Origin of the sequence: Prevotella sp. AM42-24, from assembly GCF_003461825.1 — a bacterium.
Classification (GTDB): Bacteria; Bacteroidota; Bacteroidia; order Bacteroidales; family Bacteroidaceae; genus Prevotella; species Prevotella hominis.
This window is the reverse complement of record NZ_QTXV01000010.1, coordinates 40,089-62,421: the sequence shown is the minus strand read 5'-3', so window position 1 is coordinate 62,421 and position 22,333 is coordinate 40,089. Positions and strand designations below refer to the sequence as shown.

Below are 22,333 nucleotides of genomic sequence, written 5' to 3'. Positions count from 1 at the left end.
AGACCCAAGACTCATCCTGTACGATAGACATTAGTATATGAATATCAAGGAAAAATATAACCAGATAGACCTCGCCAAGCGTCAGAAACTTGGCGAGGTCGTCCGTTTTGCAATCGTGGGTGGTATTGCTACCGTCCTGCAATACGTCATTTATCTTGCAGCCATGCCGCTGCTGGCAAACCTTATCCCTGCATTGGGAAACAGCGACCACACACTGGCTACTGTTGCCAACACACTGGCTTATATTCTCAGTTTCATCTTCAACTTCATTGCAAGCACCCGCTACACCTTCAAAGTGAAAGCCAATGCCAAGCGAGGGGCTGGTTTCACTTTCTCACATATCGTGAACTACAGTATGCAGACACTCTTCCTCAACCTCTTTGTTGGTTTGGGATTAGCCAAACAGATGGCCATGATTCCTACGCTCTGCATCTGCATACCGGTAAACTTCCTACTGGTAAGATTCTTTCTCAAGAAATAATAGCTATTCATGAAAAAAGTATTCGATATTTTCCGCATCAAGGGAGAGGAAAAATGGTCGGCCATTATAGCGCTGTTCGTTTCCATCGTCCTCAATGCGCTGACCATCATCAAGTACAACAACCAGTTTTCCCAACTCTCGGAAAACTACCACAAGCTCTTTGTCAAGGCCTTCCATGTAGCTGGTTTTGACCCACTTACCTATGCGGCAGTTTCGCAGTGGAACACGGAATATAATGTCTATCGCCATCCACTGCTGGCATTTTTCATGTACATTCCCAACCAGATCAACCAGGGACTGATGATGCTGACGGGCTATAACTGCGTGCAATACATCGTGGGAGCTATTCTCGTATTCTGCGCTTTCTACTCCTTTATCTTCCTCTACAGAATATTCAGGGAAGTGATCGGTACAGAGCGCTGGGATGCCAATCTGCTTTCAGCATTCTACTTCTCGTTTGCATACGTCATGGTGTCGGCGATGGTGCCCGACCATTTCATCATGTCGATGATGATATTGCTCACCACGCTCTACATCACGGGTGTCTGCATCAAAAAGGGAAGAAAGCTCACCATTTGGCAAACGGTTCTCCTCTTCCTCTTTACGGCAGGAGTTTCGCTCAACAACGGACTGAAGACATACCTCGCCGCCCTCTTTACCAATGGCAAGCACTTCTTCCGCATCAAATACTTCCTCTTAGGAGTCATTCTGCCTTCGGCTGTCATCTGGGGATTTGCACGTTGGGAATACCGCACCTTCGTATGGCCTAAGGAAATGGCACGCAAGGAAATCAAGATGAAGAAAGACAAGGAAGCCCGAGAAAAGCTCACGCAGCAATACAAGGATACTGCCCAGGTAAAAGATTCAGCTGACGTGGCTATTGCCGTGAAGAAAATCGTGAAACAGAAAGCACGCGACAAATATGTAAGAGACCATAAGCAGATATGGAACAAGAACAAGGGAAAACCGATTGCCAAGGGAGAATTCAGCAGTTGGACAGACATCTCGACTTCAAGGAGTGAGACCATGGTGGAAAACTTCTTCGGAGAAGCCATCATGCTGCATCAGGATCATCTGCTGGGCGATGTTCTCCGTGACCGACCAGTCATCGTAAAATACAAATCGCCAGTCAACTACGTCGTGGAAGGAATCATCGTCATTCTGTTTATCCTCGGACTCATTGCTGGCAGGAAGTCACGTTTTCTGTGGCTCACGATGATGTTCTTCCTCTTCGATTTTGCTCTACACATCGGTTTGGGATTCGGCATCAATGAGGTTTACATCATGACAGCCCATTATATGTATGCTCTCCCTATCGCTATCGGCTTTCTGGTGGAAAAAACAGGAACCCGATATCAGGCAGAAGTGGAAAAAGATGGAAACCTGTCTGGAAAAAGGCGTTCCGGGAATTGGCAAACATGGGGACTCCGAGGATTGCTCCTCGCCCTCACACTCTATCTATGGATAAGCAACGGCTATCTGCTGGTTAATTATATGATAGGTTAAGGCTGGGAAACGAAAAATAAAGGGGCAAATAAGAATCGCTCCAAGAATGCCCTAAGAAAAAAGGAAAGAATAAGAAGAAAAAGGAAAACGGGACGAGGAATCCCCAAAAAGAAAATAAAGATGGGTAAAGGAAACTCTCAACTGAAAGTTTCCTTTACCCATTTTATGATTTCCCGATCTTTCAAGTCAAACTTGCGGGCGAAAAGGCGATTGGAATGCAGAAGTTCTTCTTTATCTGCCGATGTCCAGACATAAGGATTGCCCCGTTTCCAGTCTATCAGTCGCATACACCCCTCATATTCATCTGTTTCAGAATACAATGCCTGTCGGAATTCCGGATGATTCCATACTAAGGTCTGCAGGAAGAACTCATCGGGACAGAAAGTGAAATTGAATCGGCTGAGTACAAACGCCTTCTGGCTGACCACATACTCAGCACACTTCTGTGTGATACTTACCCAGTTGGCTCCCTTGGCAAAATCCATTTTCGAGCGGTGAACAAAAGGCATCAGGCAGAGCGAAAGATACTTATTGATGCGCCTGATAATTCCATTGAACCAGCCCCATCTGGTGCGTGTATAGCGAGTAAGAAACCAGCATCTCATCATCTTGCGGCGGCAATCCCACTCAAATTCTTCACCACGATTGATGCCCACAAACTCCTTGCCTCTGTGTTCATGGAAGAACTGGTGGATTTCATCCTGCGTCTTGATAGGCAAATCCTGTCCGCTAAGAATATGATAATACTCGTATGATCCATGCTTCAAAGCCTCTTCAAGCAAAGCATATTCAGTTCGAATTTGACTGAGATTACCCCAACGCACATCCACCCGATGTTCCAAAACAAAAAGGCGAGCCTTGGAGGTGGACATAGGATGGTTTGCGAGCATATTCGACTTGAGATCAATATGCAGGAAAATATCGTTGCGCTCATCATCCAACATGGAAACTAACGTCTGCAGAATTTCCAGGTTATTGTGAGCCATTATCAAAAAAGCATGTTTCATCATATTCTATATTATTATTCAGAAATATATTCAATATCATCCTGAAAAATATATTCAATATTATTCAGAAAAACACACGGTATCAACCAGAAATAAATTCTAACTGTACGGTTGAAAAATGTTCCCATATGCTACTGCATCGGCAAAGTAAGTACTACTATCCGCGATGACATAACAACCAGTCTTGACAGTGCGCCTGATACCAATACAATCGCAAAGATACATTAAATCAGAGAGAACTCAAAACAAAAACATGTTTTTTACATAAAATCACACAAAATAAAACCTATCATTTTGAATATTCAAAAAAAACAATTACTTTTGCAAGATAAAGAAATCGTTTCAACAAAAAACATATTCAAGAATAAACAATAATATTCAAGGATGAACAATATATTCAAGATTAAGAAAGAAGAAAGGCTCTTTGCGCTCGTAGCCTTCCTGCTCATTGTTGCCTTCAACGTGCTGATGGTAACCTACCACTATGCAGATTTCAGCAAGAATGGAAATGTAGGTTACTGGACCATCTTTACCAAAAATTTCCAGGTATCGGGGTTCGACCCATATACTTATCTCACACTCTCCAAATGGAAAGTGTATTATACGGAATACAGGCATCCGATGCTTCCCTTCTTTCTCTATCCTTTGACGATGCTCAATGAATGGCTGATGGAACTGACTTCCAGGAATTGCGCCACTACCATCGTGGCTGTGATGATGACTTTCCTGGGCACCTATTCCACGATTTTCATACGAAGGATATTCAGGGAGATCATGCAACTGAAGGCTGCCGACAGTAATCTGCTCACATTCCTGCTCTTTTCCTTCGCCTACGTTCTGCTGGTTACTTTCGTAGATGATCACTTCGGAATGTCACTCTTTTTCCTGTCGATGACGCTTTATCTGGCAGGTCGCCAGCAACAGCTGCACCGAGGAATGCCCTGGTGGCAATGCGCCCTTCTTTTCTTCTTTACGGCAGGAATCACACTCAGCAATGGAGCCAAAACCTTCCTTGCCGCCCTTTTCACCAACGGCAAGAAACTCTTCCGTCCGAAATATCTGGCGTTAGGAATTATCCTGCCTACACTGCTGATAGGAGCTGCAGGAATTTATCAGAACCGCGCCTTCATTATTCCCAACCGTCAGGAAGGTTTGCGCCTGGTACAGAAAAAGGCTGCCAAGGACAGTACTTTCAGAGCAAAAATGGCACAGAAAGAGGCTCATGATAAGGAAATTTCCGGCAAGAACATTCAGCAGAAAGGCATGCTGAAATGGGCAGACATGTCGGTTTCCCGCTCTGAATCACTGATAGAAAATGTATTCGGCGAATCGCTGATGCTGCACAAGGAACATCTGCTGGAGGATATTCATAGTCATAGACCGATATTCGTTAAATACCAGACTCCTATACCTTATATAATAGAACTAGCAATCGTAGCCCTACTGATTACGGGTCTATGGTTGGGCAGACGTTCCCCATTCCTGTGGCTCACAGGTTCTTGGGTGCTCTGCGATGCTTTCATCCATCTGGTAATGGGATTCGGACTGAATGAAGTTTACATCATGGCAGCCCACTGGGCTTTCATCATCCCTATTGCCATCGGATATATTCTCAAGCAAGGCAAGGAAAAATATACCAAGTTCTTGCGCCCGGCATTGGCAATCTTAGCCATCTTCCTATTCTTCTACAACAGTACACTGATTTTCGACTATCTTACAAGATAGAAAGTAGAAGTGAATCAGGAAAAAAGAAGATAATATCAATATTCTAAAAGAAGAAAAGCGTATGCTAACGGTCAGTATCCTGACTCCTGTCTATGGAGTAGAAAAATATATCGAACAATGTGCCCGCTCATTGTTCGGGCAGTCGTATGCACAAATCGAATACATATTTGTGGACGACTGTACGCCCGACCGCAGTATCTCCATTCTGGAATCTCTCATCCAAGAATATCCAGAAAGGGCTTCGCAGATACGCATCATCCATCATGAGAAAAATAGGGGCGTGGGAGCGGCAAGACAAAACGCACTCATGGCTGCACACGGCGACTACATCATGTTTGTAGATAGTGACGACTTCCTGCCTGAAAATGCAGTGGAAAAACTGATAGAAAATACAAAGGGACAGACAGGTCTGACGGAAAATACGCAAGGACAGGCGGACCTGATAGACGGAAGCTACTGTGAATGGAACAGCGGAAAGGCCTCAGAACCTCAAAGACCCTTTACTGAAAATGGAGAGGTGTTCCTCAAAATGCTCATCTGCCAGAACATCATCACAAACCGGTTATGGGGAAGACTCTACAGACGACAGATGATCATGGAACATGAAATCTTCTTTGAAGAAGGAATCAACTATGCTGAAGATCTCTTCTGGAATGCCCAATTTCTCTATCATTCCATTCAGGACAAGAGGACTGCAAACAACGCAAGCCCACAGACAAGAGAAGTTGGAAATCATAAAGTTGGAAGCAAAAAAAATGGAAATCACAAGGTCTGCATCAATGATGTAGTCTATTATTATCGTACAGATAATATCAATTCCTACAATCACAACATATCCGAGAAGAATCTTCTTTCGTATTTCAAATCCACCAGACATCTGATAGATTTCTTTGAGAAATATGACACGGCAAACACTTACCGGAGAGCCATTGACATCGGTGTAGTAAATGCTTACCGGTGGGCAAGAAATGCCAAGATCAGTCTGGCTCAAGTAGATAAATCTCTGAACTATATCCCACACAGTCGCATTATCCGGCTCGTCATCCAACTCATCAAATGGGGTATTCCGGCAAACTGCGTCAATCTCCTCTATCTCTCATACAGAAGATTGTTGGGAACGAAATAGGATTTACAGAAATACCAGACAATCAGGAAATAGATTCCGCAGGAAATTCAAATTACGATTTCTTGCGGAATTTACTTTTCGCAAATGCCAGACATTCTTCTAAAATCTGCACTTTCAGCAACTTCATGATGCAGAAATAGATGGCAGCAGAAATTACCAGACGAACCAGAAGCAGGAGATAGATGTTCTCCAGCCAACGAGTAAGCAGGTAGGTTACTCCCATAGTGAATGCCGCACAAAGCATAAAAGGTAAAATATCCTTGGCAACATCCAGAAATCTCAAACCCGTAATGCGCTTAATCATTGCCTGCCACACTACCAGCCAGCCTATAATAAATAAGGTATAGGCAACAACCATCATCTGAATGCCATACTGATGGCAGAAAAGCACCAAAGCTAACAAACCGATGACCTGCCCCAGATTGCACCACATATAGACATCCGACCTGCCACGGCTGATGGCAAGATTCTGGTAAAGCGTATAAACTGGCATAAAAGCTCCGCTTATGCAGAGAATCTGCAGCAGAGGCACACTGGCTATCCATTTCTCATGAATCGTGATGAGGATGAATTCCCGAGAAACCAAAGTAAGACCAAACATCAACGGGAAAGAAAGGAATGCAGTAAAACGTAGCATCTTGCGAAACACCATCATTTCTCTGTTCTGATCATCACGAATAGAAGAAAGTACAGGTTGTGCAATCTGTCCCACCGTATTGGCCACAAACGAGTTGGCCTTCGTATCCCAATTGTAGGCCTGAGAATAGTTGCCTACATCATTGATAGGATAAAAACGGCCGAAGACAAAAGTAAGCACATTGGTACTCACCGTATTGATGATATTGGTAACCAGAAGTTTGACACTGAATCCGAACATCTTCCTGACAGGTCCGAAATCTATCTGGAAATTAGGTCGCCAGCCCGTATAATAATATCTTCCGATATTCAGCACAAGGATAAAAATTACCTGTTGCCAGGCAAGACTCCAATAAGCCATTTGATTGAAAGCCAGCACCAGACCTACAATATTAGAACAGATCAGTGCCATGAAATTCACAATGGTAATTTCCTTGTTCATCATGTTTTTCATCATATAGCCATTCTGGGCAATACCGAAGGAGGAGATGAAGAAACTTAAAAAGACAAAACGGGACAGGGAGGTAAGACAAGGCTGATGAAAGAAATCAGCAATCAATGGTGCACAGAAAAACAACACCACATACATGGTGAGACTTACGAGCACATTAAACCAGAATACAGAATTGTAGTCATTGTGGGTAGGTTGCTTGATATTGACAAGGGCTTGCGTAAAGCCACTGCTCTGCAAATTACCTGCAATGAGAGTAAAGATGGTAAGAATGCCGATGATTCCATAATCAGCAGGAGTGAGCAATCGGGCCAGGAATATTCCGAAAAGAATATTCAGTATCTGCGTGGAACCACTGTTCATAGCTCCCCAAAACAATCCCTTGGCTGTCTTTTCCTTCAATGTTTCTGTCATTTTTTCTTTTTTATTGCAAAAGTAGCACAAATAGTTTGAAGTTCAAAACTTTTTGCTTACTTTTGCAACCATAAATACAAAAAACATGGAGATAAAAAGCATCAAAAAGGAATGGAATGCCACGATTCTTGACATATTGAAGGCATTCATGGAAATCTGCAAGACTCACAACCTCAGATATTATTGCTGCGCTGGTACTGCCATCGGAGCTGCACGCCATCATGGAATGATTCCGTGGGACGATGACATTGATGTACTGATGCCGCGCCCGGATTACGACCGATTATTAGAGATTGCCAAGAAAGAAGATTTTGGCAAATATGAGGTTGTGACTCCTTATAATAATGAATCCTACCCGCTCTACTTCTCCAAACTTGTCAATCGGGAAACCACTCTCATCGAGGAGAAAGAACGTCCTTGCATCATCGGACTCTATGTGGATATTTTCCCATTGGATGCTACGGATGATGATCTGGAGACAGCAAAAGCCTTGTATCGCAAGTACTCCAAAACCATCAACCGCCTGAACGCAGTCACTACCCACAACACTTTCGGAGAATACCTTTCCCTGCTCCTTCACAAGGAAACCTGGGGACGTTTTGCCATCAAGACCTTAGCGTTTTTCTTCAGAAGCCGATTGCGCCACCGTCTGATCAGCCAAATGGACGAGATGAGTCATCGCTATGATTTCGAAACGGCAAAAAATGTACTGGTCAACACCGGTTCGTATCATTATAAGGAAATCTTCCCGAAAGCATGGCTTGGCAAGGGTAAGGAGTTTCCTTTCGAGGACACCACCGTACTGTTACCAGAGGAAGCCGATAGATACCTGCGCCATTTCTTTGGAGACTACATGCAGTTCCCTCCTGTAGAACAGCGGGTGGAAAAACACCTGCGCTATTATCTCAATATGGAAAAGAGAGAAAGCTGGGACGAAATCAAAAAGAAACTTTCCTCAAAAGAGTAAGGGGGGCTTGGACTTATGACACCATCTCACTGCTTAGAAGAAGAATGGCTGCCAGCAGAACACTCCGCCAAAGTATGCTCAAAACCCTGTTCTACATCAAACAAGGGTTTCCAGCCCAAAGCCTTCAGCTTATCAGTATTAAACGTAGCCTTGGTAATAGGAGTTGTATTGCCCTGCAAAGCATCCTCGGGAATATCAAATACGACCTTACGATGCGCCTTTCCAGCAATCAACTCTGCCAATTGACGAATGGAGATATTGGACTCCGAGTGTGCCACATTGTAGGCATTTCCTTTCTCTCCATCCATCAGAAGACGCAAAATAGCATGAGCAGCATCCACAACATAGAGCCAGGAGCGGAATGCCTCACCCTTACTTTTCAGAACAATATCCTCTCCTCTCAATACATTTCTGATGAATTGAGCAAATACACGGTTGTCACTTTCAGTAAATCCAGGACCATAGGTATGGCTCAAACGGGCTATAACCACATCTGCATGATATTCTTCGACATAAGACATGCACAGAGTTTCTGCCGCACGTTTGGATGAAGGGTAACAGGCACGAACAGAGGCGCAATCCACATATCCGCTGCTCATCTCTGTAAATTCAGAGCCATCACCCTCACCGTAAATTTCGCCAGAAGAAACATACACCATCCTACGCATACCATGTTCCAGTCCATATTCCATCAGATGAGAAACTCCATTGATATTGGCCTTCATGACCTCCACAGGTTTCAGTTTGAAGAAATTAGGGCTGGCATTACTGGCAGCATCAATGATATAATCCACCCTTTCCAATAAGTAACTGCAAGCTTTTTCATTGGTCTGTCCTTCCAGGTTTTCCTGCACCGTCTGCGTCACATCCATCTCAATGAAGGAGAAACAATCATCCTCCCAATAGGCAGCAAACTTCTGTTTTGCCCGATTGCGATTACGTCCTGAAGCAATAACCTGATAGCATTTATCCGGATTTTGCATCAGAACATCCACAATGCAACTTCCTATCAACCCAGTAGCTCCAACAACCAAAATACGGGAACCACGAAGGCGCTCCAGATTCAATCCGTCAGAAAAGAGTCTCCTTATATCATGATTATAAGGAGAATAATCTGAATTAGGAGAATGACCTGAAAAAGATGAATGTTCTACCATAAACTATTTGTTTACATTTTTTAATCTATTAAATCTACTGACATTAAATCCGTATCAACCCATTGAATCTACAACATCCCATAAAATCTACTTCAACCAAGATTCAGGCTGAACCTTCATCAAAGCCTTCAAGATTTCGAGGTCTTCTATGGTTGTAATCTTGATATTCTTCTCAGAACCAGGAACAACATGCATTTGTCTGCCACCAAGTTCTGCCATCAAGGTGCAGGAAGCCACAGAATTGGTAATGCCTTTCGCCATTGCCTCCTCATGTGCAGCAATCAGATTGCCCAAGCGGAAGGTTTGAGGAGTCTGAGTACGGATCAACTTGTCACGTGGAATACTTGTAGTCGATGTAAATCCATCCTCACTCTCCAAGATAGCCTCACGACACTTGATGCCGGTTATTGCATATCCATATTTCTGACAAATAGCGATATTGGAAGAGATAATATCCTGTGAAAGTAGCGGACGAACCGCATCATGTACCAATATCAGGTCATCATCACTGCATCCAGCCTCTTTCAGACCATAAATACCATTATGAATGGATTCCTGACCATTATTACCACCAGGGAAAATCCATTTCAGCTTGGTAATATTAAACTGGTTGGCATAAGACTGCAAAACCGTTTCCCAACCAGCCAGACATACCACGGCAATACCCTGAATATCAGGATGTTTTTGGAAAGCCATCAGCGTATGGATAATAATCGGACAATTATCCACATGCATAAACTGCTTAGGAATGTCCTGACCCATTCTGTTACCAGAACCTCCTGCTATGATAAGTGCATAATTCATAACTTCTATATTTTTATATTATTTTTCAACTATTCTTGCTGGATTTCCCACAACCGTACAGCCATCAGGCACATCCTGGAAAACTACGGCTCCAGCTCCAATAGTCACCTGATTACCAATACGAATGCCTCCAAAAACCGTTGCCCCCGTATAAATTTTCACATCATCTCCAATGGTAGGTCTTCCGCCTTTCCCATTGCCCAACGTCACCATCTGCAGACAATAGAAATTTTTGCCGATAGCCTCTGCATTGAGATACGTAGCATAAGCATGTTCCAGATGAGCACCCTCTCCGATGCGAGGACACCAGATATTCAAAGTTCGCTCTGGAGGCAAGAGCCAAGAGATAAATACCGAGCGGTATTCGCCCATGCGGTAATAAAAAAGATTGCGAAAAGAGCGTTCACGTGTACACGCCTTGATAAAATTCAAGACAGAAGGCTTCTTGTCCTGCACTTGGCACAAATCGGCATCTATCTCCTTCTTATGAAGCAGATACAAGGCAATGTGCGGAAGCATTCTCACCGCAGATGCCGACAGGATGATGGTTTGCGTTATTGGATTCATTTCTAATCTAAACTTAAGCGCAAAGGTAACATAATTCTTGTAAAATGCAAAATTATTAACTGCAAAATATGCATTTACAAGCACAAAATGGGGAGAGTTCTTGATAGAAGTGCACAAAATGGAGCAAGTTCTTGGTAGAAATACAAAAATATGGACAAGTTCAGACTTTATTTTCTAAAAAATGTGAACAGAAGATACAATTATCAAAGAAATAGCTTACCTTTACCCTCGATATTTCAACTAAAAACAGAATTCAGATGAAAAAGCAACATTTATCACTCATAACACTTGCCTTAGTAGCCAGCATCATGATGGGATGCAAAGCCAGTTCGACAAAGGCACAGGCTGCTAACGACATCAAGGAAGCGCAGGCTGCAGACACGCTCGTAGTCAACACAGACAGTTGCATCCTGCAAGAGGGCAAAATAGTACAATGCACCATCAGCGTGGATTACCCAACTGAACCCAATGAACTTTCAAAGAATATCAGAGCTATCCTCAATGAGGAATTAGCCAATCTGTATCTTGGAAACATAAATGGAGATGAGATAGAAAAGCAGGAAAGCTACAAGGGCGATCTTGCCAACGGGAATTTGGTGATTGAAAAATACTGCAAGGATAATTTTGCCTATCTGAAAAGTCAGATGAAAGACCTCAAGGAAGCCGACCCACGTGCCAATGCAAATATGAGCTACGACATCAGGCTGAATAAGGAAGCTGAAACGGACAGTTATGTTACTTATCATTGCCTTTCGTATGCCTATCTTGCCGGTGCTCATGGCTCTACCTTCGAACGCTCATTCAATATCGTAAAGGCTACGGGTAAGAAACTGAGTCAGGTGGTAGATACGGCCAGGGTAAAGGACTTACAGCCGATTTTGCGCAAGGGGGTATTAAGTTACTTGAACCAACAGAGTGGGAATGAAAGTCAAACAGCAAATGAAGAAAAGACAGGAAACGAAGGACAGAATGAAAATGAAGAACAAATAACAGATGCTCAGCTCAACGACTATCTGTTTATAGAAAACGGAATCATTCCTTTGCCTTCTTCCTCCCCATATCTGGCAAAAGACGGAGTACATTTTATCTATCAGCAATATGAAATAGGACCTTATGCTATGGGATTAGTCTCCTTTACAGTTCCTTTAGATAAAATCAAGCCGTATCTGACAGCAGAAGCCCTGAAATTACTCAAATAGAGTTAGATAAAGAAAAAATCGAGGGGCACAACCATCATCATGACGGTCGTGCCCCTCTTCCTTTCCTCATACACAATATATAAAATATCATCAGTTATTGTTTTCTGCCGTCATCGACTTGCGGGAACAATAATCAAAATCTACAGTCTTATCGCCCACAGTAGATTTCCACTTGACAGTAAGTTTCACCTTTTTACCTTGAGTGTCCGGCAAAACGTCATTCAAATCGAAAGCTACGAAAGCATCTCCCCAGCGCAACTGAGGGTCACCATTCGTATGATGACGAAGCTCTACCTCGTATGGATTCTGAGGATTTACATGAGCTATCAGATTGATAGAGTGCGGTTTTACATTCCCCCAAAGGGCGCGAAAACGCAGCGTCAGATAGCCATCCTCTACAATCGTCACCCAATCACGCACAATATCTACTGCATCATGCCCATACTTGGCATCATTCTCCTCTGGAGTAGCCAGACAAGGTACAGGTTTCTTCGTCAGAATACTGTCTATCCAGTTGACGTTGACCACTGCTCCATACTTATCATCTTTACGGTCGGTCATCGTATAGTTGACCAGTGCACGAACCTCTTTATCCCCAAAAGGTTTCTTACTGATATTGCCAGGAGCCAATGTTGTCTGATCATCCAATTGAAAATAACATCTATCTCCAGTCACCTTCACCGTAACAAGAGCATTCGGAACGGTTCTCAAATAGTAATCATTATCATCGTCCGAGCAGGAACCCAAAGAGACGGCAAGCGTCATCATTCCTATTGCTACAAGAGCCCATTTCTTAAACTTTTTCATATTACTTTTATTTCATTAATTTTTCTCGTATCTGTCTTATAAACCAAATGTTTGGTAAATCTTGCGTCATAATACGCAAAAGAAAGTTAAAAGGGTAGTCAGATACATTTTATTTCTGTATATTTGCAATTCAAAACAGTACCAATATAATAAGGAATAGCACTCCAACATCATAAGGAGCTGCCCTCCGGAAGAGAAAAAGATTGTAACAGCATGGCTAAAATATTGATAGTAGAAGACGATTTAGCTTTCGGAACCATGATACAGACGTGGCTCAGAAAAAAGGGATTCGAGGTTGAAAGAGCGACTTCGGTGAAATCGGCATTGCATTTTTTTGAAGACAACAGTCACTGGGACTTGGTCTTGTCCGACCTCAGGCTCCCGGATCATGATGGACTCACTCTCCTGCAATGGCTCAAAAAACACGATTACACCATTCCTTTCATCGTCATGACCAGTTATGCAGAAGTTCAGAATGCTGTTCTCGCCATGAAATCGGGCGCTACTGATTATGTTGCCAAACCTTTCCATCCAGACATCTTGTTAGAGAAGATTCAAGAGGCATTGAAAGCTGGAAAACAAGCACAAAATGATGGTAAGAGCGAAGAACGAGGAGTCAGACGCCAAGATTCTTCATCTGCTGAAGATGAAAGCGCCTCTTCTGTTTCACAAAGAACAAAGAGCCAGACTAACCGTGCTTCAGCTGGGATATCCTCAGAGAGCTCTAAGAATCAGGATGTTCCGAAATATCTGGAAGGAGAAAGCGAAGCCTCCAAGAAACTGTACGATTTTGTTTCGCTTGTTGCCCCTACTCCTATGTCTGTCCTCATCCTCGGAGCCAGCGGAACAGGAAAGGAATATGTGGCTCACCGCATCCACGATCTGAGCCAACGGGCAGGAAAACCATTCTTTGCGCTCGACTGTGGAGCCATTCCGAAAGACGTAGCTGCATCAGAATTTTTCGGATACACAAAGGGAGCCTTTACCGGTGCTGATCAAGACAAGAAGGGCGCTTTTGAAATGGCTAATGGCGGTACACTCTTCCTGGATGAAATGGGAAACCTGAACTACGAGGTGCAGGTACAGTTGCTCCGTGCTCTTCAGGAACGGAAGATCCGTCCTTTGGGAAGCACCAAGGAAATAGACATCGACATCCGACTCGTATGTGCAACCAATGAAAATCTTGCCCAACGAGTGGCTGAAGGCAATTTCCGAGAAGACCTGTATCATCGCGTCAATGAGTTTACAATCTATATGCCTGAGCTGAAAGACCGCGGAACAGACCTCTTCCTCTTTGCAGACCTCTTTATAAAAAAGGCCAACAAAGAGTTGGGACGCCAGATATTGGGACTGGATGGGAAAGCCAAGGAAAGAATTGCATCCTACAACTGGCCTGGTAACCTGCGAGAACTCAACAACGTGATGAAACGTGCCACCCTGCTTGCCAAGGGAGACTATATCAGCGTGAATGAACTTGAACAATGCATGAGCCAGATTCAGCCACAAGCCCCTATCACCTTGCATGATGAACAGACAGAACTGCAACGTATAGAAGCAGCCATCAAAGCAGCAGGCGGCAATAAGAGCAAAGCTGCGCAGCTGCTTGCTATAGACAGGAAAACTCTCTATAACAAACTCAAGAAATACGGGGCAAATTCTCAATAGCGTGAATAGTGGTTTCGGGAAATGATTTTGACCCAAAATGACCATGACCAAATGACCGCTTTTCATTTCCTCGAAAAAATTGTTTCCTCTAAAGAAAAATGTTGGTCTTAATAGACGACCCATCTTGGTCTTAATAGACGACCCAAATAAAGGTCCCCGGTCATTTGGTCATGGTCATTTTGGGTCAAAATCATTTCGGGTTTTAGCTATTCCTCACCTTCTTGGGGAAATATTCCACACTTTTTCCACACTTTCCCCACACTTCCACACATCTTATTTTTGGTGCAAGAACAGATAACACGCTATTTATCAATCACTTACAATTTTCTTCATATTTTTGGCACGGCTATTGTGATATATTTAAGCGAAGACGCAAACGAACTGAATGTTCCTCAAAAAGACAGGAAATTCCACAAAGAGAAAGGAAAATTCCACAAAAAAGGGGACGAAAAGTACATAAGGCGCTTCACAAAAGAGAAATAAATAAAATAATATATTCACAAATTAAAAACATAACAATTATGAAGAAATTAGTATTTGCAGCTATCGCAGCATTGGTAATGGTATCAGTTAGCAACGTGTTCGCCTCTAACAAGATGGCAAGTGTATCATGCGCAGCTCCAGTTGACACAGTCGCTCCAGCCGACACAACTGCAACTCCAGCTGAGAATGAAGTTACTCCAGCAGAGAATGCTGCTCAGGATTCTACAGCAGCTACACCAGTTGAATCTACAGACTCAGCAGCTACTGCAGAATAACATCACCTTCAAAAAACAGTAAATAATTACACGTCGCTTTCAATCGGGCAGGAGATAAAAGGCTATCATGGCTTTGTTCTCCTGTTTTTTTGTATTTGGGGGTATCGATGTGGCCTCTATTTCTCAATTTTCTTTTTTTTCCTTCACTTTTAGATGGTAAATCAGATTTTTTAAGCTAACTTTGCATCTAAGAAAAGATTTTTTATCATGCAAAAAAATAATGTCCCTTTAAAAGTTGCTATCGGCTATACAGCTACTGCCATTGTCCTCATCATGGCAATGGTGCTCGTATATAGCAATACCAAGTCTATCTACGACATCAACCAGGCTTCCCGCGAATATATTCAGAAGCAGGATGTGGCTGATAGTACGATGACTCGACTGCTCAAGGAAGAACAGAATAATCTCAAGCAACTCTCGGAGGCATTGGCAGGTAAGTCAAGCAAAGGCTATCTGCGCGCCAAGGTGGACAGTCTCAGCAAGGGCAAAGACTCCATTGTGGTAGAGAAGAAAGCCCCGCAGACTCACGAGGCTAAACACACTACGGTAGAAGTGCTGAAAACCCGAAGAGGATTCTTCCGACGCCTTGCCGACGCTTTCAAGAAAGAACATGCTGAAACCATCAGCGTAAAGAGAGATACGAATCTGGCGGTGGTGGATTCTGTAGCCACGCCTATCAATGTGGCAGAGAATGTGGCCAACATTCTGGAAGATATTGAGAAAAAAGAGAAGAAAGTCTCAACTCACCATAGTGAAGCCGTGAACAAGGAGATGGAGGATCTGCAGCTTGTCAATGCGCAACTTGCCCTGCGTTCTGCCAAGAAGTTGAATGAGGCACACCAGAAAGAGCGCACATCCATGCAACATGCCATCAACAAGGCGATGGAAGCACGCCAGCAGTTGATATGGCAGATTGCCTTCCTTGCCATCATCGCCATCATTGCTGCCATCATCCTGCTCTGGTACATCTACCAGGACACTAAGAAGGAGCGTGTCTATAGGGAAAACCTGGAGAATGCCAACAAGGAAATCCAGCGCATTATGCGACAGAGGGAAAGACTCCTCCTTACCATCACCCACGACATCAAGGCACCTGCTGCCTCCATCTCCGGATTTATCGATCTGATGAAAGAGTATGTGAGCGATCCTAAGGGAACTTCATGTCTTAGCAATATCAAAAACTCAGCCAGCCATCTTTCCCAACTGGTGGCTTCCCTTCTCGATTATCATCAGTTGGAAAACGGGCTCATGCAACTGAACCCTGTCAATTTCTCGCCAGAACAGTTGGTGAAACTAAGTGTGGAAGGGCTCAGACTACAGGCAGAAAAGAAGGGGTTAGCAATCTCCTGCGAGTTCCAAAATGCAGATAAGGACAATATCTGGGGAAAAATATTCAGAGGTGATGACTTCCGCATCCGACAGGTGCTGGACAACCTGGTGAGCAATGCCATCAAATATACAGACCAGGGAAGCGTACATATCATGGCTTCTATCCGACAGGCAAGAAATGAATACAACATCATCATCGACAAGCATACTTATGAACTCACTCTACAGGTGAAAGATACGGGAAAGGGAATGACCTCGGAGGAAAAACAGAAGGTTTTCCAGGCATTCACCAGACTCAAAGGCGCACAGGGCATTGAGGGCACAGGACTGGGCCTGTCTATCACCCGCGAACTGGTAGCCTTGCTCGGCGGAAAGATTCAGCTCGAATCTGCGGTGGGCAAAGGTTCTACCTTCACCGTTTCCTTCCCTATCCTATTGCAGCAACAGGCTGACGCAGAAGAAGGAACTGAAAGAGGAATAGAAGATGATGGAATAAGTGGAACAGAAAGAATAGGAGAAATTGAAGGAGAAACAAGATTATCTAAAGGAAAAGACAGGCTGAAAACGAAGCGGAATTTCACCAACCACAAGATTCTCATTCTGGACGACGATGCTCTGCAGCTGCAACTGCTGCAGGAGATGTTGCGCCGTCTAGTAGGTGATACGTGGAAGGTAATCACTTGCCATCATGTGACGGAAGCCCTTACGGCACTTCACAATGAGCAACCTGCGGTGATGATGATGGACATCGAAATGCCAGAAATGAATGGTATGGAGATGATTAAGCACATCAATCACAGTCAGATGCTGGTGATTGCCATGACGGCTCATGATACAAGTATCAAATCGAAATTGCATGAAGCAGGTTTTGACGATTGTCTCTTCAAGCCTTTCTCTATGGAGAAACTGGAAGAAATCTTGGGAGTAGAAAGAGTTGATTCTCAAAAGGAACAGATAGTAGAAAAAGGAAAAACTACGTTCCCTGTCCGTTTCAAGCCACTATTGGCTTTCGCTGAAGATGACGAAGACGCTGCTGCTGAAATCATCAGCACCGTAAAGCAGGAACTGGAAGGACATTTTAGAAAAATGCAGGATGCACTTTCTCAAGAAACTCTACCTTGCAAAGACATCGGAAAGGCGGCTCATAAGTTGCTGCCTATCGCTTCCATGATACAGATGGAGAACCTGGAACTGGTGCAGGCTTTGGCTCCTGAACATATCAACGAGGTAGAGACAGAAAAAATCCGAGAATATCTCGCAACCATTGTCGAAGAACTGCGAAATATCCTCGGAGAACTATCATCAGGGGCTATTTCTTGAATACGCCTCTGATGAGAAACCAGGCATGAGCCAACAAGGTGGGCAGCAGACCATAATGGTGTTTCATCACCTGAAAGCGTTCTTTCAGGGAATCCTTATGGTTCTGCACCGACATTCCACCATCCAGATAATTGGTGATGACTGCCCCTACATTGCGCAAAGGCAACTTATGGGCTTTGGATGCTTTCATCATGCGGATGCACCAATCAACATCGGCAGAAAAGCGGTAATCCAAATCATAGTGCTCACTCTTGGCAATATCCGTGCGGGCATAAAAAGACTGATGGCAGACTAACATTCCCCAAATGAAAGAACGCCAAGTCAACTTCTTGGGTGGAGAAAGACGGCGATGGCGCAGAAAGCGACCATCCATATTCACAATGTCCGTATCTCCATAAAGGACGCCCGGCAGTACTTCTCCCTCACCTACACAACCTTCCACGTATTCCAACGTATCGGCGGAAGGAAAAACATCTCCTGCATTCAGAAACACGAGATAGTCGCCAGTAGCACGGTCTATGCCCTTATTCATGGCATCGTAAAGTCCCTTGTCCGGTTCTGAGAAAACCCGGATTTCATGGGCACTTTCACCCACATCATTCTTATGTTTGTAAGCCTTGACCATTGCCAAGGTTTTATCCTTCGACTTACCATCTATGATCAGGTGTTCTACATTGCAGCAGGTCTGCTTCATCACCGAATCCAACGTGCGCTGCAAGACAGACTCTGCATTGTAAGTACAGGTAATTATCGAAAATTTGATCATAACGTTTCTACTTTTATCAACGGCCATTGCCTACAAACTGTAATTCTTGTAAGCCATTGCCTGATTATACACCTCAATATAATTCATTGCCACGGCATGCTGCGAATAGTTGTGGGCCACTTTCTGCAGACAGTTGCTCTTGAGCACCTCTGCATCAGCCTCCTCCAAAACCCAATACATGCCCTGTGCCAGATCGTCTGCATCCCGATAGTTGGCCACATAACCATTTTTCTGATGGTCAATCATCTCAGGAATGCCGCCCACCTTGAATCCAACACTTGGCACTCCACAAGCCATCGCCTCCATAATCGTATTCGGAAGATTATCCTCCAATGAAGGGAGCACAAATACATCAGCCGAACTGTAAATCTGAACGATGGTCTTCTCGTCACTCACATAGCCTAAAGGGAATGCTGGCAAGGACAGTTTCTCTGCTACATCTTCCGAATGACCGCCCAAGATAGCCACTACCGTATTTTCCTTCATTTCAGGATGCTGGGCTACCAACTTGTCTATGGCTTCTACGAAGAAACTCATGCCTTTACGCTCGTCAGTTACTTTCTGTGAAACGAAGAGGATGATCTTCTTATCATCCGGTAGTCCGGCACGCAGACGAGCCTCAGCCTTGTCATGAGGATAAAAGACCCGCGTATCTATCGGATTGGGAATATTGGTGAGATGAAGTCCTGTAAAGAGGGCACTCTTCTTAGCCTGCCGCTCCAGCCACTTGCTGCAAGTGACGAAGTAGATATTACTATGCTGATAAAGTTCCTTCTTGCGCCTGAACACCTTGTTGGAAATGTCATGCTTGCTGCCCTTATGAGGCAGGAGCGGACAGTTGCCACACGCAGAAGCATAGCGATTGCAGCCTCTTGCATAATGACAGATGCCCGTAGCAGGCCAGATATCGTGCATAGTCCAGACAATAGGTTTGCCGCTTTTAATAATTTTGCGAATACTTTTCAGTGAAAGCATTCCCTGATTGATCCAGGACAGATGAATGACGTCAGCCTCCTTAAACTCACGCAACTTGGTAATATCAGAGCCTGCACAAGCCAAATCTATTTCCCAAAGATGGACGGAAGAGAAGTGAAGATGCCAAAAAGCACGCCAGCGTTCCCACAGAAAATGCCATTGCAGCAAAGGAGAATGCGGCAAACTGGCTATCGTGATATTCTCTGTTGCCTTATCACGCACCAACATCTTAGCCTTAACACCATTATTGTTAAGGGCTTCCATCAAACGGTTGGCTGCAACTGCAGCACCTCCCGTTTTCTCGCTTGTATTTACTATGAGTACTCTCATGCCTATTATCTTTTATTATTACGCCTATTGCAAAGGGTTTTGCTGCAAATGCAGATTAAGATAATGCAAAGATAATGCAAATTACTTGAAGGACAAAAAGAAAAAGCTACTTTTTCAAAAATAAAAGAAAGATTGTCAGGAAAGAAAGAGATGAAAAGGGTGAGAGGGAAAGAATGAGAATGGGAAAAATAAAATATGCCGCAACTCACCTCGAGCTGCGGCATACAATATGTTTAACTTAAAAAAAATTCTTAACCAAAGGTAATCTCACGATCTCCTTAGCTATCTGTTAAACAATCTACCTTAAAACCTAATAACTAAAAACCTAAATCTATTACTACTAACCTAAACAATCTATTAACCTTTTGACGAGTGCAAAGGTACGACGATTTTCTGATTCCTCCAAATATTTTTGAAAGAAAATGCAGCACCTTTGCGTTTTTTTGATTTACATCAACCAAATGTGCCCGAACACAACAGATTTTAAGAAACCATTAACGCTCATTAAGCTTTCAACTTGTAAAGCCTAATGAGCGTTTTGTTTTCATTTTTCTATTTTGACTGTCTGATTTCAAGGAGAGAAAAACAGAGAGACTGCTTTCTATCAAGAGAAGAAACGGAATGTATCTATTAGAAGAAAGGACTAAACTTTCTCGATCAAAACCGTAGCATAGGCGGAAATACCTTCCATTCTTCCAGTAAAACCCAATTTCTCTGTGGTCGTTGCCTTGATGGAAATATTTTCCTCATCCGTATTCATCACCTGGGCAAGGCAGGCCTTCATCGCAGGCACATGCGGATTGAGCTTAGGACGCTCAGCACAGATGGTTGCATCGATATTGCCCAACACATACCCCTTGGTGGCTATCAGATCGATGGTCTTCTTCAACAGAATCTTGGAATCCACATTCAGCGTCTCTGCTGCCGTATCTGGGAAATGATAGCCGATGTCGCGCATATTGGCTGCTCCCAACAAGGCATCACAAATAGCATGAATCAACACATCTGCATCACTGTGGCCCAATAATCCGAGTTCGTAATCTATCTTAATGCCACCCAACCACAAGTCACGATTTTCTACCAACTTGTGCACATCATATCCGAATCCTACACGTATATTCATAGTCTATTTATATTGCTAATTTATCTTCTTCTGAACAAATCCTTGATTCCGTCCATATCAAATCCCAAGGTGAAACGCAAGGTCTGGTCAAGCGGATTGCTCTTTGCCGTTGCCACTACGTAGGCGGCATCCAGAGAGAAAACATTCATCTTGAAACCACCACCTACAGTGAAATACTTACGGTTACCCTTGCTGGCACTCTCGTGATGATAACCGGCACGGATAGAGAACTTGTCATTATATACGTATTCCGCACCTACACCATAGTTGATTTCCTTCAACTCCTCCTTGAATCCGCCTGGAGCGTCGCTGAAGCTCTTGAAAATACCGCTGATGGAAGATACGTCGCTGTACTCTCTATGTACGCGGTCCTCATAGTCGGCATTGTCCTCACCTTCCTCCTGCTGCGGAACGGTTGGCACAAGATATTTATTGGCATCTGCAGCAATCGTCAGTCGGTTGTACTCGTCAAGCGGAATCATCAGGGAAGCACCCAAACGCAGGTTGGCTGGCAAGAACTGACTATACTCCTCTCCGCTGAATGTGATTTTACTACCGATGTTGGAAATATTCAAACCAATACCCAACTGACATTCGCGCTGACCGATATTGACGTAATTCTGATAATAGGCAGCAATATCTGCGGCAAAAGCGGAAGCTGGGGAGTTATCCTCAGTCTCATTGAAGCGCATATCTGAATAAATCCATCTCACTGCCGCTGCCAGAGAGAACTTCTCACTGAGCATCAGGGAGTAAGCCACATCGAGCGACATTTCATAAGGGTTGATAGTAGTGGCATTTTCATCTGTACTCGTATAAACCTCACCCAAATTGAAATAACGCAGGGAACCTGAAACGGCACTGTAGTCACCTATACGGTAATAACCTGCCAGATAGGCTAAGTTCATATCGTTGACTAAGGAGCGCAACCATGGTGTGAAGTTGAGTGCCACGCCTGCTCTCGAAATATTGAAAGGATACTTGGCAGGGTTCCAGTACTGGGAATTGACATCTGGGTCTGTAGCTGCACCCACATCACCCAAACCGCCACCTCGTGCATCCGGAGCGATGGTCTGCGAGATCACAGCGAAGTTGACTGGATTGAAGAGATCTTTCTCGTTCTCCTGTGCATTCGCCTGCACGGAGAAGACTGCCAAGAGGCAAGTTGCCCATATCTTAACTGTTCTGTTCTTGATATTCATACCTTATTATATATATGT

General features: G+C 43.8%; 19 protein-coding genes. 9 read left to right on the top strand and 10 right to left on the bottom strand.

Annotated elements, in window-relative coordinates; translation table 11 throughout:
* Positions 1 to 37: 37 nt before the first annotated feature.
* Both DW917_RS05420 and DW917_RS05415 read left to right on the top strand, forming a co-directional pair.
* Positions 38 to 481, top strand: a complete 444-nt coding sequence (locus tag DW917_RS05420) for a GtrA family protein (protein ID WP_022110344.1) — start codon at positions 38 to 40, stop codon at positions 479 to 481.
* A gap of 9 nt (positions 482 to 490) precedes the next feature.
* Positions 491 to 1,987 (top strand): DUF6080 domain-containing protein, encoded by a 1,497-nt coding sequence (locus DW917_RS05415; protein WP_118117031.1) that lies wholly within the window; start codon positions 491 to 493, stop codon positions 1,985 to 1,987.
* 137 nt (positions 1,988 to 2,124) lie between these two features.
* Here the strand turns inward: DW917_RS05415 and DW917_RS05410 are convergent, their stop codons facing one another.
* The gene (locus DW917_RS05410; protein ID WP_233524642.1) at positions 2,125 to 2,997 is read right to left on the bottom strand and encodes a beta-1,6-N-acetylglucosaminyltransferase; all 873 of its coding nucleotides are present in this window, start codon (positions 2,995 to 2,997) and stop codon (positions 2,125 to 2,127) included.
* A gap of 381 nt (positions 2,998 to 3,378) precedes the next feature.
* On the opposite strand from DW917_RS05410, the gene DW917_RS05405 reads away from it, so the two are divergent.
* The gene (locus tag DW917_RS05405; protein ID WP_118117030.1) at positions 3,379 to 4,719 is read left to right on the top strand and encodes a DUF6080 domain-containing protein; all 1,341 of its coding nucleotides are present in this window, start codon (positions 3,379 to 3,381) and stop codon (positions 4,717 to 4,719) included.
* A gap of 61 nt (positions 4,720 to 4,780) precedes the next feature.
* The gene (locus DW917_RS05400) at positions 4,781 to 5,845 is read left to right on the top strand and encodes a glycosyltransferase family 2 protein (RefSeq protein ID WP_118117029.1); all 1,065 of its coding nucleotides are present in this window, start codon (positions 4,781 to 4,783) and stop codon (positions 5,843 to 5,845) included.
* A 52-nt stretch (positions 5,846 to 5,897) separates the two neighbouring features.
* Here the strand turns inward: DW917_RS05400 and DW917_RS05395 are convergent, their stop codons facing one another.
* Entirely contained in the window at positions 5,898 to 7,346 is a 1,449-nt protein-coding gene (locus DW917_RS05395) for a lipopolysaccharide biosynthesis protein (RefSeq protein ID WP_118117028.1), read from the bottom strand.
* Positions 7,347 to 7,431: 85 nt separating this feature from the next.
* On the opposite strand from DW917_RS05395, the gene DW917_RS05390 reads away from it, so the two are divergent.
* Positions 7,432 to 8,313, top strand: a complete 882-nt coding sequence (locus DW917_RS05390; RefSeq protein WP_118117027.1) for a phosphorylcholine transferase LicD — start codon at positions 7,432 to 7,434, stop codon at positions 8,311 to 8,313.
* 26 nt (positions 8,314 to 8,339) lie between these two features.
* Here DW917_RS05390 and DW917_RS05385 read toward each other — a convergent pair whose 3' ends face one another.
* The 3 genes from DW917_RS05385 to DW917_RS05375 all read right to left on the bottom strand — a co-directional run bounded on the left by DW917_RS05385 (position 8,340) and on the right by DW917_RS05375 (position 10,841).
* Complete coding sequence (locus DW917_RS05385) at positions 8,340 to 9,470, bottom strand: NAD(P)-dependent oxidoreductase (RefSeq protein ID WP_118117026.1); 1,131 nt, start codon at positions 9,468 to 9,470, stop codon at positions 8,340 to 8,342.
* Between the two features lie 87 nt (positions 9,471 to 9,557).
* Positions 9,558 to 10,274 (bottom strand): 2-C-methyl-D-erythritol 4-phosphate cytidylyltransferase, encoded by a 717-nt coding sequence (locus DW917_RS05380; protein WP_118117025.1) that lies wholly within the window; start codon positions 10,272 to 10,274, stop codon positions 9,558 to 9,560.
* An 18-nt stretch (positions 10,275 to 10,292) separates the two neighbouring features.
* Positions 10,293 to 10,841: a serine O-acetyltransferase gene (locus DW917_RS05375; RefSeq protein ID WP_167639470.1), complete on the bottom strand. Its 549-nt coding sequence runs from the start codon at positions 10,839 to 10,841 to the stop codon at positions 10,293 to 10,295.
* A 257-nt stretch (positions 10,842 to 11,098) separates the two neighbouring features.
* On the opposite strand from DW917_RS05375, the gene DW917_RS05370 reads away from it, so the two are divergent.
* Complete coding sequence (locus DW917_RS05370) at positions 11,099 to 12,040, top strand: RsiV family protein (RefSeq protein ID WP_118117024.1); 942 nt, start codon at positions 11,099 to 11,101, stop codon at positions 12,038 to 12,040.
* Between the two features lie 90 nt (positions 12,041 to 12,130).
* Here DW917_RS05370 and DW917_RS05365 read toward each other — a convergent pair whose 3' ends face one another.
* On the bottom strand, positions 12,131 to 12,847 hold the full coding sequence (locus DW917_RS05365; protein WP_118117023.1) for a NigD-like protein: 717 nt from the start codon (positions 12,845 to 12,847) through the stop codon (positions 12,131 to 12,133).
* Between the two features lie 213 nt (positions 12,848 to 13,060).
* On the opposite strand from DW917_RS05365, the gene DW917_RS05360 reads away from it, so the two are divergent.
* The 3 genes from DW917_RS05360 to DW917_RS05345 all read left to right on the top strand — a co-directional run bounded on the left by DW917_RS05360 (position 13,061) and on the right by DW917_RS05345 (position 17,919).
* Complete coding sequence (locus tag DW917_RS05360; RefSeq protein ID WP_118117022.1) at positions 13,061 to 14,512, top strand: sigma-54 dependent transcriptional regulator; 1,452 nt, start codon at positions 13,061 to 13,063, stop codon at positions 14,510 to 14,512.
* A gap of 521 nt (positions 14,513 to 15,033) precedes the next feature.
* Complete coding sequence (locus DW917_RS05350; RefSeq protein WP_118117020.1) at positions 15,034 to 15,270, top strand: hypothetical protein; 237 nt, start codon at positions 15,034 to 15,036, stop codon at positions 15,268 to 15,270.
* 207 nt (positions 15,271 to 15,477) lie between these two features.
* The gene (locus tag DW917_RS05345; RefSeq protein WP_118117019.1) at positions 15,478 to 17,919 is read left to right on the top strand and encodes a hybrid sensor histidine kinase/response regulator; all 2,442 of its coding nucleotides are present in this window, start codon (positions 15,478 to 15,480) and stop codon (positions 17,917 to 17,919) included.
* On the opposite strand, the gene DW917_RS05340 is transcribed toward DW917_RS05345, so the two are convergent.
* From DW917_RS05340 to porV, 4 genes are all read right to left on the bottom strand, one after another.
* Entirely contained in the window at positions 17,909 to 18,685 is a 777-nt protein-coding gene (locus tag DW917_RS05340; RefSeq protein ID WP_118117018.1) for a glycosyltransferase family 2 protein, read from the bottom strand. The genes DW917_RS05345 and DW917_RS05340 overlap by 11 nt on opposite strands.
* A gap of 30 nt (positions 18,686 to 18,715) precedes the next feature.
* Positions 18,716 to 19,990 carry a glycosyltransferase family 4 protein gene (locus DW917_RS05335; RefSeq protein WP_118117017.1) on the bottom strand — a complete coding sequence of 425 codons (1,275 nt, stop codon included), beginning with the start codon at positions 19,988 to 19,990 and terminating at the stop codon, positions 18,716 to 18,718.
* Positions 19,991 to 20,633: 643 nt separating this feature from the next.
* Complete coding sequence (gene ispF / locus DW917_RS05330; protein WP_022109929.1) at positions 20,634 to 21,113, bottom strand: 2-C-methyl-D-erythritol 2,4-cyclodiphosphate synthase; 480 nt, start codon at positions 21,111 to 21,113, stop codon at positions 20,634 to 20,636.
* A 20-nt stretch (positions 21,114 to 21,133) separates the two neighbouring features.
* Positions 21,134 to 22,315: a type IX secretion system outer membrane channel protein PorV gene (gene porV / locus DW917_RS05325; protein WP_118117016.1), complete on the bottom strand. Its 1,182-nt coding sequence runs from the start codon at positions 22,313 to 22,315 to the stop codon at positions 21,134 to 21,136.
* Between the last annotated feature and the right edge of the window lie 18 nt (positions 22,316 to 22,333).